This window comes from Saccharolobus shibatae B12, from assembly GCF_019175345.1.
In the GTDB taxonomy this organism is placed as follows: Archaea; Thermoproteota; Thermoprotei_A; order Sulfolobales; family Sulfolobaceae; genus Saccharolobus; species Saccharolobus shibatae.
This window is the reverse complement of record NZ_CP077717.1, coordinates 1210478-1227682: the sequence shown is the minus strand read 5'-3', so window position 1 is coordinate 1227682 and position 17205 is coordinate 1210478. Positions and strand designations below refer to the sequence as shown.

Sequence of the window (17205 nt, the reverse complement as noted above, 5' to 3'; positions counted from 1 at the left end):
TGTCTATTAATAAAGTGATAGTATTGTAAGTTTAACCCAATGTAAAAATTTTATTGTTACACAGAGAGTTTAAAGGAAAAGATTTTAAGTAAATTTCAAATGAATAAAATCATCTGTCTGAATTCCGCAGTATGAAAGATTAATCAACTTATATGTAGAAAAGAGATGAAAATTCCATTTAACTTTTTATCACAAGATAAACTATTCTTTTAAAGAATGAACCTATTTTTTGTACATATTTCCATTCGTTAGGGTATTCAAGACAGTACCTTAAATCCTCCGGTAGTTTCTCTATCGGTATCTCATATATTGGAGGGTCGAAGATATCCTCTAGCTTCTTCTTAACATTTTGAAGGTCTTCCTTTTGCTTAAGTGTTAAGCTCATACAACATCACTAATGTATAAGTAGTATTTCTAATTTTTAAATCTTATGGCCCTATATTTATATTAGACATGAAATGTTTAAACCTAAATCTGGATAATTCCGTAAAAATTAAAAAAAGTTGAATGATAAAAAGCATAAAGATTATAGCTTCAGCATAATTCTCAGCTAAGTAAGAGATTTATAGCTTATAAAAGAAGAGGTATCATTTGATGACGGGTTATTAAATGATTGATTATAACTTGTTAAAAGGAAAGCATTTATACTCTTAAATACTATAAATAAAACATGAAGGTTAGTTTAGATTTTTTAAATGATTTAGTTCATGGAGATGCATTAAAAAAATTAGAATCTCTAAATAATTATCGATTAATTGAATTTTTAAGTAACGTCGTTAAGTTATGCGAACCGGATAGTGTACATCTTATAACTGGAAGCAATGGGGAGAAAGAGTATATAAGGAAAAAGGCTCTGGAAAGCGGGGAAGAGAGTAAACTAAAGACTAGTGGACATACTATACATTTTGATCACCCTTTAGATCAAGCTAGGGCTAGAGAGGATACATTCATACTTACTGATACTAAGATCCCCTATGTTAATACTAAACCTAGAAATGAGGGTTTAAATGAGATCCTAGCTTTACTTAAGGGATCAATGAGGGGTAGAGAAATGTATGTGGGATTTTATTCTCTTGGTCCTAGAAATTCTCCCTTCCAAATTTTAGCAGTTCAAGTGACTGATTCTCCGTACGTTATTCATAGTGAAAATATATTATATAGAAATGCATTTGAAGATTTTAATAATAATAAGCAGTTTTTGAGATTTGTCCACTCAAAGGGAGAACTAGATATAAGAAAAAGGAGAATAATGATTGACCTAGCGGATAATACTGTTTATAGTGTTAACACCACTTACGCCGGTAACAGTGTGGGCTTAAAGAAATTAGCTTTAAGGTTAACAATAATGAAAGCTGTAGAGGAGGGCTGGCTCTCCGAGCACATGGCTATAGTGGGGTTCAATGGAGATAAGGGTACACACTACTTCACAGCTTCATTTCCTTCAGGAAGTGGAAAGACCTCTACTTCCATGATTGGGAGTCTAATAAGCGATGATTTAGCGTTTATAAGGGAATTTGACGGCTTTCCTAAAGCAGTAAATCCAGAAATTGGAGTTTTCGGCATTATACAAGGTATAAATGCTAGGGACGATCCAATAATATGGGAAGTCCTCCACAAACCTGGAGAAGTAATATTCTCTAACGTATTAATGACTGAAGATGGTGATGTGTACTGGGAGGGAAGTGAATTACCAAAACCAGAAAAGGGGTATAACTATGAGGGAAGATGGAGTAGGGATAGCGGCAAGCCAGCCTCCCATCCAAACGCTAGGTTTACTGTTCCTTTAACTTCATTCCAGAATTTAGATGGAAATTGGGATAATCCAAATGGTGTCGTTATAGATGGCATAATATTTGGTGTAAGAGACTACAGTACTCTTATTCCAGTTGTTGAGGCCTTCTCATGGTCTCATGGAGTTGTGACTATTGGAGCTTCAATGGAGTCTGCTAGAACCTCAGCTGTAATCGGGAAATCCGATGAGTTAGAGTTTAATCCAATGGCGATTTTAGACTTTATGCCCATCTCGCTCAGTAGGTATTTAAGAAACTATTTGAATTTCGGTAAAAGATTAAGGAGAAGTCCTAAAATATTTGGGTTTAATTATTTTCTAAAAGATGAAAATAATAAATTCTTGAATTCAAAGGAGGACAAGAGAATATGGGTTAGCTGGGCTGCAAAGAGAGTGGAGGAAACTACTGATGCAATCTATACGCCTATTGGCTTCATACCATTTTATGAAGATCTAAAAGCTCTATACAAAAGAGTTTTAGGAAAGGAGTATAGTAAGGAAGATTATGAGAAGCAATTTACAATAAAATTGAGAAGATACTTAGAGAAAACAGAGCGCATAATTGGGATTTACCTTAAATTTGAGGATATTCCCTCTGAGGTTATTGATGAATTAGAAATGCAAAGAAAGAGAATTATTGATTATATTAGCAAGTATGGTGATTCAGTATCTCCATTTAAATTGGAAAAAGCTTGAATAGCTTTTATCTTATTTAAGATCCGGTTTCATAAAATAAGTTAAGTTTTTTTATGGTATGAGCACTTGCCTTCCGACAGCCTTGAAATTCTCCAAGTTATCAATTGCCTCATTTGCCTCCTCTAATTTCATGGTTTTAGTTACCATTGGTTTAACTTTACCAGCCTCCGCTAATCTCATTATCCCCAAAAAGTCTGATTGGTTCCCAACTAAACTGCCTACAAACTGTATTTCCGACAAGGTTATTAAAGGTGCGTGGAAGTGCAAATCGGCACCAAATAATCCTACCATTACGTATTTGCCTTGTTTTGCCAAAGCCCTAGGGTAAACCGAAAGCGTTTTCTCGGAGTTATTTAGGTCTATTACAGCATCAACACCCTTCCCTTCAGTTATCCTCCTTATCTCCACCAAGACATCTTGGATTGACGCATTTATTACGTAGTCAGCTCCAGCTCTCTTAGCAGCCTCTACTGCTTCATCCCTCACATCTACACCTATTATCGTTGCCCCGCTAACAGCTTTGGCTATCTGAACTGCCATCGTTCCTAATCCTCCGCCAGCCCCCACTACTAGTAATGTCTTAGTTGGATCTAAGGACGCTTTTCTAACTGCCCTATACGTGGTTATTCCAGAACAAGTTAACGGCGAAGCCTCTACTGCATTAAGCCTTCTCAGCTTGTAGATATACTTATAATGGGGTATCAATACGTACTCTGCATAAGCCCCATCATAGTTAATTCCCAACCATCTAGGAGAATCACACATATGCTCATCCCCTATTCTGCAATAGTAACAATTTCCTTCTCCTTGCCAAGGATTAACCGCAACTAGATCGCCCTTGGAGTATCCAACAACTTCATCTCCAACTTCCTCAATTTTTCCCGCAATCTCGTGACCTAAAGTTACCGGCAATTTGACACCCAAATCTTCTACTATTCTTAAATTCCCAAATCTTCCTTGTCTCATGTGGACATCAGAATGACAAACTCCTGCTGCCTCTACTTTTATCAAAACTTGTGCTCCCTTAGGTTTAGGTATATCTATATCTTTTAAAACGAGAGGTTTTCCTATTTCCACTAATCTAACTGCTCTCATGCTATCACATAAAATATAAATATGTTTAACATATTATTAAATATTATAATGTTATTTAACATAGTACCTTTACTGACAATTATCTAACGTATTATGATATTAACATTTATATAGATGAATCTAGTTAAAACTTTATCGTGTTCGTTTTCTATTTATGAATTCATCCATTCTCTTTTTTGCGGAATCCCCCAATGACATTAACGCCAACTCCATGACTGCATTTCTTATCTTCTCCTTATCGTTTTTCAACCAATACTTCATCGTCATAATAGAATTCATATCAATACTCTTGATTTTCTCTAACTGTTCCTCAACTTCTGTATAAAGGTCTTCCCTTTTGACCACTATATCAACGAGCCCTATAGTTTTAGCCTCTTCAGCAGTTATGGAATCTCCAGTTAATACTAGCCTAGTAATTGATCTACCCAATATTGAATAACCTACTGATATTGCCATTGGCGGAATTAACCCCAACTTTCCTTCTGGAATTGAAAAAGTAGCGTCTTCAACTGAAATTATCACATCACAGAAAAGCAGTATCTCGCAACCACCGCCATAAGCAAGCCCATTAACTGCACATAATAATGGCTTCTTCAAATCCACTAGACTTTCAATTGCACTATATAAAGTGTTGAAGAAGTCTAGGGCATCTCTTTGGTCCTTCAACTCTAACATGGCGTTGATATCATCTCCTGCGGAGAAAGCTCTTCCATTGCCAGTTAAGACTATTGCTGAAATTGACTGATCACTATTACACTCCCTCAAGTGTTTTGCTAAGAGACTCCAGCTTTCCTTATCTAGGGCATTTAACTTTTCTGGTCTATTTAATGTGATCCAACAAACGTCTTTTCTTCTTTCAGAGAGGATTTTTGCCATAATATGATATGTGACAAAGGATATCTTAAATGTTGGTCTTTCAAATCCTGCTGTGAAGATTTTAAAATTTGAGATTGAAATAAAATTGAATAGTGTGTTGCTATGATATTGCATCTTGGCTTACGATCTCCAAGTTAATCATACTTTATTAAGAATAACACTTGTATATAGAAAATCAGAAGTAAAAATAACAAAAAATACTATCCTTTAATACTCTCTAATGGTTTTCCAGTAGTTCTAATTCCCCATATGCCAACTATAGTCCCTGCAATACCAGCTACAACTGCTAAAACTATAAATGATAATAATTGCATGTTGACATACGCTAAGGAAAAGATTATTGGACCAATTGCACCGCCTAAGTGTCCAATACCATCAGCAATACCATAACCTAAAGTTCTAATTCTCGTTCCAAAAATTTCAGCAGTGTAAGCGTACATTGTGGGGAATTTGAAGCCCTGCAAGAACATTTCCATAAATCCCATTATTAGCATCAGAGAACCACTACTGAAAAACCACGCTACTATAACCACACCAGCTAGAACGTTTACTAATGATACGCTACATTTACGTTCAAAGTTATCGTTCAATAACGTACCAATTACAACACCCAGAGGATCACCATATAGAATATAAGTGAAGTACAACGCAGTATTAGTAAAACCGTGAGAGCTAATAAAGCTAAAGATGGGATCAGAAAATAATGCGTAACCCGTAAAATAGCTTAAGAACCAAACGATAGTCATCATGAGGATTCCGAAATCCCAGCTTAACTTCATCTCCTTTTTGGCAATCCACATTGGAGATTCAGGCAGCCAAACCCTAGTAATTAACGCAATCAGAGAAACTAGAAGTCCGGCCAAGAAAAGTAATCTCCATTCGCCTCCTAAGGCTACTGCAATAGGTCCCACAATTAACGTTGTTAAAAAGCCTGAGGCTGTAACTAACCCAACTGCCCTACCTCTCCTTTCAGCAGATACGGTTTCTGATATATAAGCTGGCACTACACTGATTTCTCCTTCTATTCCTAATCCTATAATGAACTCTGCTATGATTATCCATGAAAACGTTTGCGATAAAAAGCCAATTAGAGATCCTAATGATACAAGTCCCATGGAAGTTAATAACCCAATTTTTCTTCCCTTGAATGATGATAGCAATCCGTTTATCACTCCACCAATTGCATATCCAATCATTTCAGCAGATAATGGTAAGTTAGCGATAACTGTAGAGACTTCAAACTGCTTGCTAACGTAATTTATAATGTACGGAACGTTGAATATATCCCAAAAGGTTAACGACATCCCGATTGCCAAGACTACTAATTTCCAGTTCATGCTTTTTTCTGAAAGTTTAAAGTTTATAAAACTTACCATTTATGGAATAATGAATAATTTAAAGACCTATTTTTGCACTAGAGTGTGATTTTTGTAGTTCATCTCTAATTTCCTCTAATGTAATCCATAAGGTACCTCATCAGTAACTCAGCATAATATTATATTACCGTTATGTTTTATCACTCTTTTTATCTACTTTATAGTGATTTAACTGGGTCCTTTAAGTAGTGTATAACTCCGTTCAGAAGTACCGTATCATAACTCTCACTCTCAATTGGTAATTCCTCAGCGTAGGCTCTTTTCACTTTTATCCCTCTCTTCTCAGCTATCTTACCCATTTCGGAAGGTTCTACGCAGTCCTCAATTCCAATCCCCTTATCTTTTAGAATATATTCGAAAAGACTGTAGAATTTTTGTGTAACTGTTAGTTATTCTTAATCACTTCTCAATATCATTTTTGCCATGGATATGTTTATATAGTATTACATCAGATTCATATATTGATGATCTCCCTACTGATGACGGGCTCTGCTCACGAGGTTTTGGGAGTGATAAAAGGTGGATGGGAGGGTAATGGTGTTTCCCTCGACTAGCCCCAATGAGTTGAGGGTGACCGTGTATGATCCCCTAAGAGGGGCGCCGTGGCGGAATTAGAAGTAATTAAAAGTAAGGATAAATTACGCCACGGGTAAACACTGCTCTCATAACCTACACTCAAGATTTTCTTTCCCATTTCTTCTATCAGAAGAGCTTCGGAGAATAATACGTTTTGATTTTTCACAAATCAAGAATCATATTCCTCTGCGTATTTATCGAAAGCCGATACCATAATATAATGTACTTATAAACTAATTTATAATCCTTAACATAAGTTATCCTACTTTTTAGGAGCGTAAATAGCATTAACCTACTAATTTTTTAAAACCGCCAAAGTAAGTAATACCTATGAATAAGCTAATTCCCATACTAGTCGTGGTAATAATCATTCTTGGCATAATTGCGTTTCTAGAATTTGACAAGTTTCAACAAAATACTAGTTTAACTAAAAGCACTAATATTTACGCCTTGTTCCCTGGTCGTAATCACTCTTTCAATATAGTTGCGAACTATTCCGGTAATTACGCAGATGCTTTAGTAATAGTGAACTCGTCTACAAATGCCACTTTGATGGCTTCACCCTTTTTATGGAATATAGGATATGCTTTAGGAAACGTTAACATGACGTTTAATAATAATTATTTACACGTAGCGATAAATCTATCTCAAATAAACAAGATTTCGTTGAACGTGGTTGATGGTTATCCAGGTTTAATGTACGGTCAAGAATTGTGGTGGCCATTTGAGTATAGAACAGCACAACTTCAGTCCCTTTACTTGCCTATGATTGTTTCCCATTTATCTAACTTCTACTCAATTCTTAATTACTCCGTTTACCTCATTAATGGGAGTATTGACGATTTCTCCTATGATATTTGGCTTTCCCAAAATCCCAACATAACTTCTTTACAATATGGCGATTTTGAAATAATGATTTGGATGTATTGGACCGAAAACTTGTCCCATGTTCCATATTTCATATATGTCGGCAACATGACAATCCCAACACTTATAAATGGTAAGATCCAGAACTTGAGTTGGGAAGTATACGTATTGCCTAGAACTGGTTCTGCCAATGGTTGGACTGGAGTTTACTTTTTGTCACCCTTAAAAGAACGCAAAGCGGAATTTGGAGTACCCATAGCTTATATATTGAAAAACATGGGCCAATTTATTGAGAACGCAGGGATGAATATATATAATCCAAATACGTACTATTTAGATGCAATACAGGTTGGCATGGAGTTCAGTGATAATCACGGTACTGCAATAATGGGTTACTATTTGTATTCATGGCGAATATGGATACTCTCCTAAGATCTCAATTATGATATATCTCTTGCTCCTAGGGGAATGCAAGTCTAAATCGGAGATCCACAGAAGGGCAAAGAAATTTAGGGGAAAAATCAAGAAAGTATTCAATGACTTCTCCAAGGAGCTGGAGCTGAAGTTGAGCGGACTTGTTGACTACTTACCAAGTAGTGCATTGTTCGGCAAAGTCGGGAAGCTCTAGGGCTGACTCCTTTCTGATCGAAGTACCCTTCGGGAAGAGGAATAAAGAGACCTTGTGGAAGAAATTCCAACTGAGCCTAAGGCAGGGAAAGTACAAGGAGGCAGCCAAACTACTTTACCAATATATGAACTGCAAGGTTAGGAGAAGGTTCAAGGGAGAGTTCACCAAGAAGAGGAATAGGAGTTACTTCGGCTTCAAGGTCTTCACTCTCATGTCGCCCACAATGTTAATACACGAAATTCAAGTGAAACTTGCCAATTTCCCCGACAACAAGGTCGGCTTCTTCCACAGCGGTTACAGGGTAGTTGATAGGGATTTCGTCGGGAAAGCTTCAACATGGTTGATAGGTTTTCCAAGTTTTAGGCGTTATGTTGAGTTCTTCGGGATTTTCTTGAAAAGGTATTGGAGACCTTACGCGACTGAAAAGGATATGGTGGAGCTCTTCGGCTACGTTATCGCGTTGATCTACAACTCCTCGATCTATACCTCAGTGTTGTCGCGGGTTCCCGAGAGTCAGTTAGCCCACTAACTTTGTACCGCGAGAGTTGATCGAGGTAGTGTGGGCTATGTGGAAAATTCTGTTTTTCTCTACTACTGGTTATTTTCTTTTACAGTATAAGTTTAATCTCACGTTATACTGAAAGATAAAATTGTATTTCATTCCTTATGGTTCATAATACAATATTTCTCTCTAGCTATCTTTATTCAATTATTTTGCGTTCGGGACAGTCTCTTGAGCTTCTTTGGATGGCACTTAAGATTTAATGATATCCATACTCTTTGATGAGCCTATCCATGGCGCAATAGGTCGGAAATGTCTTATAAGCGTTATATCCAACCTCATAAAATTGACTTAACGCTAACTTGACCTTTTTGAGAAACTCCTCATACTCTTTGTTATCATCGTAAACATTCAATGGAAGAAGAGTTTCCCTATCTTCACCAAAAAGCCATCCATTATAGCCGTCATTTATTATCTCTGGGACAGCACCGTCTCTAGACGCTATAGATGGGACTCCATTAATTCCTGCCTTCATGAAACTAGTACCACTGGCCTCCCAACCGGAGAATGGTGTAAAGGTCCATATATCACTGGCCCATATGGCGAGTTTCATTAAATTTGCATCAGCACCCCTTACAAATATTACATTGCTTTTCATTTCAGAAATTTCCTTTAATCTTCTCTCCATTTCCACAGCAGAATAATCCTTAGGATGAGCTAATCCGCCTATTATAAAGAAAACGTCGTCCTTTAAATCCTCAATTAGTCTTAAAATGAAATCCGGTCTCTTATACGCCGTAATCCTCCTTAACCAAGCTATGGTAGGTTTATCAGTATCCTTTCCCAATTTCTTTATACTATCTCTTTTAACTTCCTTCCTCTTTTTGATGAAGTCGTCTAGATCTTTAACGTCATTAAGTAATGGATGTCTCCATCTTGGAATTTCGACTCCATTAGTTACTGCCCTTATTTTATACATGTGTTGAGGAAAAGTTCTACCAACGTGTTTTAACATCTTTTTCGATACTACAATACCTTCTATTGACGATGAAAGTCCAATATCTGTCATCACCACGTGATCTAGAGGAAACTCATAACCGAACTCCTTTTTAAATAAATATGAGGGAAAGGTGGGATGGCCCCAAGGTGCAGGTGTATGAATTATAATTCTATATCTGTGGAAATACTTTATGAGTGGAAGGAAGGCTGGACAAGCCTCTTGCATATCGACGTATTTTATCTTATCCCATTCTATTCTTTCGTTAATGTAATTTTCCGCAACCCTAGCTAATAGAAGACATTTATAAAACCTCTCCTCGTCGCTATTCTCCACGTAAAGTTGTTCATTAAAGTTAGTGTTTAATGGATTAGCAAAGATAGCTTTTGCAGTATTTAAAGTGTAAGCCAAATATTCGACCTTTATTCTTTGACCTCCAAGGGTAATTTCACTTTCCCATTCCTTATTTAAATTAGATAATAGTTCTTTTTGTTTTTCCTCTCCGTTAACGTAGCCTCTTCTGTAAAATAACGTAATTACTGTATAGTTAATACCTAATCTAGATGCAGCGTAAAATTTATCCCCTTCGAGAATACCTAAGCCTCCAGCGAAATTTTGACCAATGTCCAAGCCAAGCTCAGCTGTAACACTTACAATCATATCTCTTTGCTTCCTCAATAATTGGTTAAAAAACTATTTCCAACTCATATTAGACTTACGCTTATACTTTTCTTACCCTCCACCCTTATCTTATCTCCTTTTTTAACGCTGGTTGGACCAATAAATACTCCCAAGGAAACGTAACCCCTCATGTGCTCCCTAACCTTTTCCTCTGGCTTGTATTTTGGCTCACCTTCTCCTACAAACTTATCGTTTATATAAAGCTTAAATGAACCGAAAGGAGGATCAATTTCTGGTCCTACATATAACCTAGCTGCAAAGATATTATCTGCAACAATGTAATGTGAAGGGAGATCCCATGTAGTAAACCTTGGAGCTGGGATTTCCAATCCTAGGAATGTCCTTTTAACTTCGCCGTTTTCAACTAGGGCAACTATCTCAACTTCTAATTTGTGATTTCTAAACCACAATTCTACCGTATTTTCTCTGGTTATCATTGCCTTTGTCAATACTCCTTCCCCGAAACCAGATAATTTATACCCGCCTAAACCCTCGCTATTTATAAGAATGTCTATAAATTCCTCCTTAACCTTCTTAGCCTCATCTTCAGTTAGGGGAAAGGGTTCTATTTCCTTCCTACTCTTGTATGCGTTGAATAATAACTCAGCTTTTTTCATTAATATTTAACGAGAAAAATTAGATTAAATATTTTTCCTAGTCAATATGTGGGTGGAATAGTCTCTTATATTCCTAGCTATCAAATATTATATATGGTATTTGTAAATGAAAAAACTTATCAAAGATATGTAGAGGAGAGAAGGGAGGAGGAATTTCATAAGGAATATGAAAGAGCGTTAGATCATATTGAACTTGGAAAGGATTATCCTATCTTGATTGGTAAGGATGAAATCAAACTTTCATCCAAGTATATAGTTAAAACTCCGGTTGACACAAGTTTAACTTTCGCAATTACTCAAAAGGATGATGGAACTAATTTACGTAACGCAATAAAGATTGCTAGAAAATCCTTTGATTATTGGCAGTACTCAGATTGGAAAGATAGGGTAGAGTTTGCGTATAAAGCAGCTGAGGAGCTAAGGAGAAGAAAGTTCGAGCTTGCCGCAATAATAACTTACGAAAACGGTAAAAACAGATATGAAGCAATAGCAGAAGTAGACGAAACCATTGATTACTTTCTCTATTACGCTAAGCTTTTGGAGGATAATAGGGGATACATAAGACAGATGGAAGGTAGAATATACAAGAACGAGAAAGCATTTTCGGTAATGAGGCCCTATGGTACTTGGTTAATCATTTCTCCATTCAACTTTCCATTGGCGATTACTGCCACAATGACTTTAGGAGCACTACTGACTGGAAATACAGTAGTAGTGAAGCCGTCATCAGATACTCCAGTTTCAGCCTATATGCTTGTAACCATTATGAGAAGAGCTGGATTCCCACCTGAAGCAGTAAATTACGTCACAATACCTGGAGAGCTTGTAACTCCAGCATTGGATGAGGTTGACGGTTTCGCATTTACTGGATCTAGGGATGTTGGTCACAGGTTACTAAAGACGTTTATAAATAGAAAGCCGAGACCAGCTGTTCTAGAATTGGGTGGAAAGAATGCTACAATAATTACCGCAAGGGCCGATTTAAATAAGGCAGTTGAAGGTACTTTTAGGGGTGCTTTCGGATTTGGAGGGCAAAAATGCAGTGCAACTTCTAGGGTATTTATCGAGAGCCCAATATATGATGAGTTCTTGAAGAGAATGAAGGAGAAAGTTGAGAAGAGTGTAATAGGTGATCCGAGAAAAAGGGAGACCTTCTTAGGTCCACTAATAAATAAGGGGGCTATTGAGAAGTTTAGAAGATACGTTAAACAAGCGGTCGAAGAGGGTGGTAAAATACTAGTGGGAGGAAGGGTAATCGATGACGAGAAAAGTTATCTAGTTGAACCAACGATAATTGTAGACTTGCCATACTCGAGCCCATTGTGGAAAACTGAATTATTCGTACCAATCTTACTAGTAAAGGAGGTCCGGAATCTTGAAGAAGCTGTAAAACTTGCAAACGATGTTGATTATGGCTTAACTGCAGGTATCTTCTCTGAAGATCCAAAGGAGATACAATATTTCTTCGACCATATTGAGGCTGGAGTTGTATATGCTAATAGAACTGTTGGATCAACTACTGGAGCTATGCCCGGTGTACAGCCTTTTGGAGGTTGGAAGGATTCTGGTTGGACTGGGAGGAACGCTGGAGGGCCGTATTATCTCCTCTCGTTTATGAGAGAACAGGCTAGGACTGTATACGATTAAGTTAACCTTTTTATTATTAACTTTCATATCAATTTATGAATAAGACGCTTTCAGTACTATCTGTGACAATCCCCTTTTTACTTTCTGCATATGTGATACACACAATCTCATTTATCTATCTCTAGCAATTGCCTTAATTATTACGTCAATACTCAGCACAATAGGAATGAGCTTTTTATGAACATATAAAAACTTGACTTTACACTATAATAATTATGGAAAGTGAAAACGTTCTGAAAGATGTAGAGACTTTCATAAAGACAAAAATGAGCATGTTTAAGACTAGAAGTTACGTTTATGAGGGAATAATTAAGGTTAATGAATACACCCACAAGGACTTAAAACTAGAATTCTACTACTGTGATGAGAAGCTACGACATATCGTAATAAAAAGTAGTGATTTAAATTCAATACTTAATAGTGATAGCAATACTCAGAATATAAATGATATATTGAGATATCTAGAAGAAAAATTAAAGGGATAACCTCCTTGACGCTTCTTTATAAATGGGATCCAGAAAATCGTAATCTTTTATCAAACTTACACTCTCAAGCTGTTTTAAGATATTACTTAATACGCTAGAGGATATTGTAGTCCCCTCACGATCACTTAAGCACCTTTCTAACCTACTCCAGCTACTATTACCATCTGCAATGCATTTCAAAGTATATAAGTACCTTCTTCCCACTATTTCTGAAATCCTTCTCTTATTCTCTATTAAATTCTTCAATTCGTTTAATGCCACATTTACTGCAATCTCCTTTACCCTTTCAACGTCTTTGAAGTTAACATATAGGTTTCCTGAAAAGGCTAACCAACCTGGAATTCCATCAAAAAAGCTTATGATTTCCTCAATAACCTCATCTTTTACCTTCAATGAATATTCCTCAAACCCTTTTCTCAGAAAATTAAAGGAAGCGTCTTTATTAAATCTCTCAAGCCTGATTTCATGATAAAACCTACCATAAAGTGGTGAGGAGGGGTCTTCTATACTCATGAAATCGTACAATAGGCCAACTTCTGATCCCGTTAGAATGAACGTTAAGTTTTTGTCGTAATCATAAGCGTGAGCTATAGCCTCCTTTATTTCCTTTGATAAGGGACCTCTAAGTCTCTGCGCCTCATCAAAAGCTATTATTAGCCTCTTCTTATTGAGATGATCGAATAGATCTGACAAGGATACAAAGTTCTTTCCCTTCCATGAAATCTCTATCTCATTTCCCATTATTCTAATTCCCTTTATGCCTTTCAAAATTTCAATAACCCTATTGCTACCCCTTGCTAACAGCTCATAAAGGTCCTTCCAACCGTAATTTTCCTTAAGCTTCCTACAATCTGTTAAAATGAAAGGTATATTACTCTCATTCAAGAATACTTGAAGAAGAGAGGTTTTCCCAATTCTCCTAACACCAGTTAAAAGGATCAATGGTCTATCTATGTTTTTCTCGAGTTCTCCTAGCTCTTCTTCCCTATCAAATAACTCCTCTCTCTTCACCTTGGGTCTCTCATCAAATAACAACTTCTGCCCCAGAATATTACTTCATCCCCAGAAGTTGATAAATTTTTCCCTTATGAAAACCTTGTAAAAAAGTATTAATATATTATGAACACAAATCCATTATATGGAGTATGCAGAGCTCGTGAAACTTTTAGAGGAAACGGTTAAAATTCCAATATATGGTGTATTAGGCAAGTTAAGGAATAATTTAATATACTTGGCAACATCTGAAGGGGAAATAAGCATTTATGCTTTAGTTAATGGAAAAAGTGTAAAGTTAACAAAATCACCAATAGCAGTTACAACAAGACCAAAATCTAACTTGGACTTCATACCCTTTGCAAGAGATGTAGAAAAGGGAAAGGAAATTCACGCAGTATATATAGCAAATTTGAAAGGGGAGGAGTTTCAAATTGAGTCACCAAGGGTTAGAATTTCTTCTTTAGCTTATGATAGCAAGCGTATAGTATTAACTGGTTCCTCACAAAGTGAAACCTCAATATACGTTATCGAGAACGGAAAATTAAGTAAACTTACTACAATACCTCCCTTCTCATTTGTTACAGACATTAACGAGAAATGCATTATAGGTTCGGGAGTATTGAAGGGAAATCCAAGATCACAAGAGTTCTTCATAATTAACTTTAGTGGAGAGATGCAAGTATTAACACCGAAAGAAGGGAGCGTAACCAATGCGTATTATCTAATGGGAAATAAAGTCTACTTGATAAGCGACTACGAAACATTAGGTGAATCTTATTGGGTTTACACCTATGACATAGAGAGTAAGGAGTATAAGAGAGTTGAAATTCCTATTGAATTTAAGCCAGTTGAGATATATTACGACCCGGAGGATTCGTTAGTAATAGCAAAAAGAGATGGTGAATCTAGACTATTTGATAACGGTAAAGAGATCAAAACTCCAAGGGGTACCATAAGTGGTGCAACCAGAATAGGTGACGAAATATACTTTTCCCATTCCTCCTTAGTATCACCTTATAAAATATACAAGGCAAATAGAGAGGGAAAGACCGAGATCGTTGTAGACAATAGGAAGGTCGATATGGGTGAACTTGATTACGTCAAGTTGAAGACGGATGTTGACGTACCCGCATGGGTTATAAAGAGAAAAGTTCCAGGGAGTACAATAATATATGTACATGGAGGGCCGTGGTCTGAAGTTGACAACAGTTGGGATTTGTTAATCGCACCTCTAGTGTTAGCTGGTTATAACGTTATTGCACCTAATTATAGGGGATCAACTGGCTACGGAAGTAGATTTATGCTAATGAATATTGGAGATCCTGGAGGTGGTGACTTAAGGGATGTTGTTAAGGTAAGGGATTATGCTGTAGAGTCTGGAATTGCAAATAAGGTGGGAATAATGGGTTATAGTTATGGTGGATATATGACGCTATTAGCGGTAGGAAAAGAGGCTAGTAAGTGGGATTTCGGTATAGCTGGTGCAGCGGTTGCTGATTGGGTTGAGATGTACGACTTGTCTGATTCGTTGTTTAGAGGGTTCATGGAGATACTGTTCAATGGTAAAAATATAGAATTGATGAGGGAGAGGTCTCCAATTACTTATGCAAGTAACGTCAAAGTACCATTATGTATAATCCACTCTCAGAATGATACCAGAACTCCATTAAGTCCAGTCATGAGATATGTACAAGAGTTACATAAAAATGGTAAAACTTATGAATTTCACGTAATACCGAATCTCGGCCACGCCATATATAAAGTAGAAGATGCCATAGATTTGTTATTACCAGCCCTAATATTCCTTAAAAAATTAAATCGAGGATAACCAATTATAAGTTTTTGAAATTTTTCCTTTTATGTAAAAACATCCTTACTTGAGCTCCTTTGGCGCTTTAGGATACTTTTCCCATAATTTTGGATCGTGTGATATTATAATATTTGTCCTTGGCATTCTCATCATGCTCTTAAGTAGTCTTATCCTAGTATAATACTCCTCAGCATTACCTAACAGCCAACCTTTACTTTCAAAATCTAGCTCTTCTGGGACATGTATGAAATCGCCAGTTAGTATATAGTTGTTGTCATTTTGCGTTCTTAACTTTAATACTAAGGAGCCTGGAGTATGGCCTCCAAATAGGTATACCTCAACTCCAGGTAATATTTCTAGGTATTCGCTTGATATAGGAACTACATTCATATCGCGTAATATTTCCAAATCTCTCATCAGATAAGGAACCGGTTTATTTAGCCAAACATTTAATAGAGCGTATTTTAGTTCCTTTTCATGGACTATTACTGATGGCTTAAAGCTTTTGAAAACTTCTAGATTTCCCGCGTGGTCTAAATGTAAATGAGAAAAGACTATGAAGTGGATGTCTTCTGGTTTTAAGCCTATAAGCTTTAACTGGTTTTCCATTTTGTTTACATCAGAAAATTGGCTTACTGGGAAAACATTTAATGCCATTTGTGGCCATTTTTCCTCCGTTTTATCTGGAATGCCCGTATCGAAAAGTATTATACCATCCGTATGTTCAATTAAAACACTGATAACATTTACGCTGACCCAAGAACGTGGTTTAGGATTCTTCATTTCCTCTGCTGTCATTGGAGTGGGAAGAAACCAGCCCATATCCGCATTTATCTTACCATGGTCTAACAGATAGATTCTATTTACACTCATACTCTTCCATTACTCTTTATATTTTAAAATTTTGCTATAATAAACTATAATACTCTTCCAGCAAAATTTCTAGTAATGCATTCTCTGACTTCCTTATATGATATAAAAGGGTATTTGGCTTAATTCCTAGCTCGCTACTTAAGCCCATTAGCGTATTGCGCCTAGGAAATTCAAATAGTCCACGGACGTAAGCAAATTTAAGTAATCTCAAGTTCTTATCAGTCAACCCATTTATAGCTTTCTCTAACTTCTTTGGTTTCATTTCTCTAAAAGATATCAAATTTCCAGAATTTTGTAATCTCTCTTGTACATGAGGTAATTTAGAGGAATTAATTATTACTTTCCACTTCTCTATCCCATCAAATATCCTATGAGATACCACTATGGAGTTGGTCTCATGAAATAAGTTGGAGATAGAGTTTTGTCTTGGATAAGTAAACTCCAATAAACACGCGTCATCCAGGTAATCGAGCTTCTCTATCTTCATATTTTCATTACATTTTAGCTCCTTTATGAAATTCTTCGTATCCTTACCCAAGATCAAAACTTTCGATGAGAAGAATTTATCGTCTGTGAAATTTTGGGACAATAGTTTTATATTGACACTATATCTGCTGGTTAATTCGGTCCAACAATTTGCATGTGAAAGACCGATATCCATTAATAATAATTTTTCCATAAATTAAGTTAATAG

General features: G+C 36.4%; 15 protein-coding genes and 2 pseudogenes. 7 read left to right on the top strand and 10 right to left on the bottom strand.

The window, feature by feature from the left end; genetic code table 11:
- Positions 1-178: 178 nt before the first annotated feature.
- Positions 179-385: a hypothetical protein gene (locus tag J5U23_RS06810; RefSeq protein ID WP_218267335.1), complete on the bottom strand. Its 207-nt coding sequence runs from the start codon at positions 383-385 to the stop codon at positions 179-181.
- A gap of 285 nt (positions 386-670) precedes the next feature.
- Here J5U23_RS06810 and J5U23_RS06805 point away from each other — a divergent pair, with 285 nt between their 5' ends.
- A complete protein-coding gene (locus J5U23_RS06805) occupies positions 671-2485 on the top strand; it encodes a phosphoenolpyruvate carboxykinase (GTP) (protein ID WP_218267334.1) in 1815 nt (604 codons plus the stop codon).
- A 51-nt stretch (positions 2486-2536) separates the two neighbouring features.
- On the opposite strand, the gene J5U23_RS06800 is transcribed toward J5U23_RS06805, so the two are convergent.
- From J5U23_RS06800 to J5U23_RS06785, 4 genes are all read right to left on the bottom strand, one after another.
- Positions 2537-3580: an NAD(P)-dependent alcohol dehydrogenase gene (locus J5U23_RS06800; RefSeq protein WP_218260049.1), complete on the bottom strand. Its 1044-nt coding sequence runs from the start codon at positions 3578-3580 to the stop codon at positions 2537-2539.
- Positions 3581-3712: 132 nt separating this feature from the next.
- Positions 3713-4456, bottom strand: a complete 744-nt coding sequence (locus J5U23_RS06795) for an enoyl-CoA hydratase/isomerase family protein (protein WP_218261483.1) — start codon at positions 4454-4456, stop codon at positions 3713-3715.
- A gap of 200 nt (positions 4457-4656) precedes the next feature.
- The gene (locus J5U23_RS06790) at positions 4657-5793 is read right to left on the bottom strand and encodes an MFS transporter (protein WP_218261482.1); all 1137 of its coding nucleotides are present in this window, start codon (positions 5791-5793) and stop codon (positions 4657-4659) included.
- A gap of 197 nt (positions 5794-5990) precedes the next feature.
- On the bottom strand, positions 5991-6131 hold the full coding sequence (locus tag J5U23_RS06785; RefSeq protein WP_240781792.1) for a methyltransferase domain-containing protein: 141 nt from the start codon (positions 6129-6131) through the stop codon (positions 5991-5993).
- Between the two features lie 128 nt (positions 6132-6259).
- Here J5U23_RS06785 and J5U23_RS16080 point away from each other — a divergent pair.
- The 3 genes and pseudogenes from J5U23_RS16080 to J5U23_RS06775 all read left to right on the top strand — a co-directional run.
- A pseudogene (locus J5U23_RS16080) lies at positions 6260-6485 on the top strand (hypothetical protein).
- A gap of 253 nt (positions 6486-6738) precedes the next feature.
- Positions 6739-7707: a GH12 family glycosyl hydrolase domain-containing protein gene (locus tag J5U23_RS06780; RefSeq protein WP_218267333.1), complete on the top strand. Its 969-nt coding sequence runs from the start codon at positions 6739-6741 to the stop codon at positions 7705-7707.
- A 28-nt stretch (positions 7708-7735) separates the two neighbouring features.
- Positions 7736-8432, top strand: a pseudogene (locus tag J5U23_RS06775) (IS5/IS1182 family transposase); the annotation flags it as partial.
- Between the two features lie 232 nt (positions 8433-8664).
- Here J5U23_RS06775 and J5U23_RS06770 read toward each other — a convergent pair.
- Positions 8665-10062, bottom strand: coding sequence for a glycosyltransferase (locus J5U23_RS06770; RefSeq protein ID WP_218267332.1), 1398 nt, complete (start codon positions 10060-10062; stop codon positions 8665-8667).
- A 44-nt stretch (positions 10063-10106) separates the two neighbouring features.
- On the bottom strand, positions 10107-10700 hold the full coding sequence (locus J5U23_RS06765) for a 2-keto-4-pentenoate hydratase (RefSeq protein ID WP_218267331.1): 594 nt from the start codon (positions 10698-10700) through the stop codon (positions 10107-10109).
- Between the two features lie 93 nt (positions 10701-10793).
- On the opposite strand from J5U23_RS06765, the gene J5U23_RS06760 reads away from it, so the two are divergent.
- Together J5U23_RS06760 and J5U23_RS06755 are read left to right on the top strand one after the other, a co-directional pair.
- A complete protein-coding gene (locus J5U23_RS06760) occupies positions 10794-12347 on the top strand; it encodes an aldehyde dehydrogenase family protein (protein ID WP_218267507.1) in 1554 nt (517 codons plus the stop codon).
- Between the two features lie 215 nt (positions 12348-12562).
- A complete protein-coding gene (locus J5U23_RS06755) occupies positions 12563-12832 on the top strand; it encodes a hypothetical protein (RefSeq protein ID WP_218267330.1) in 270 nt (89 codons plus the stop codon).
- Here J5U23_RS06755 and J5U23_RS06750 read toward each other — a convergent pair.
- Complete coding sequence (locus tag J5U23_RS06750) at positions 12821-13867, bottom strand: AAA family ATPase (protein WP_218267329.1); 1047 nt, start codon at positions 13865-13867, stop codon at positions 12821-12823. The genes J5U23_RS06755 and J5U23_RS06750 overlap by 12 nt on opposite strands.
- A 103-nt stretch (positions 13868-13970) precedes the next feature.
- On the opposite strand from J5U23_RS06750, the gene J5U23_RS06745 reads away from it, so the two are divergent.
- Positions 13971-15656 carry a S9 family peptidase gene (locus J5U23_RS06745; RefSeq protein ID WP_218261478.1) on the top strand — a complete coding sequence of 562 codons (1686 nt, stop codon included), beginning with the start codon at positions 13971-13973 and terminating at the stop codon, positions 15654-15656.
- 45 nt (positions 15657-15701) lie between these two features.
- Here J5U23_RS06745 and J5U23_RS06740 read toward each other — a convergent pair whose 3' ends face one another.
- Positions 15702-16511 (bottom strand): N-acyl homoserine lactonase family protein, encoded by an 810-nt coding sequence (locus J5U23_RS06740; RefSeq protein WP_218267328.1) that lies wholly within the window; start codon positions 16509-16511, stop codon positions 15702-15704.
- Positions 16512-16545: 34 nt separating this feature from the next.
- Entirely contained in the window at positions 16546-17190 is a 645-nt protein-coding gene (locus J5U23_RS06735) for a helix-turn-helix domain-containing protein (protein WP_218261477.1), read from the bottom strand.
- Positions 17191-17205: the final 15 nt, after the last annotated feature.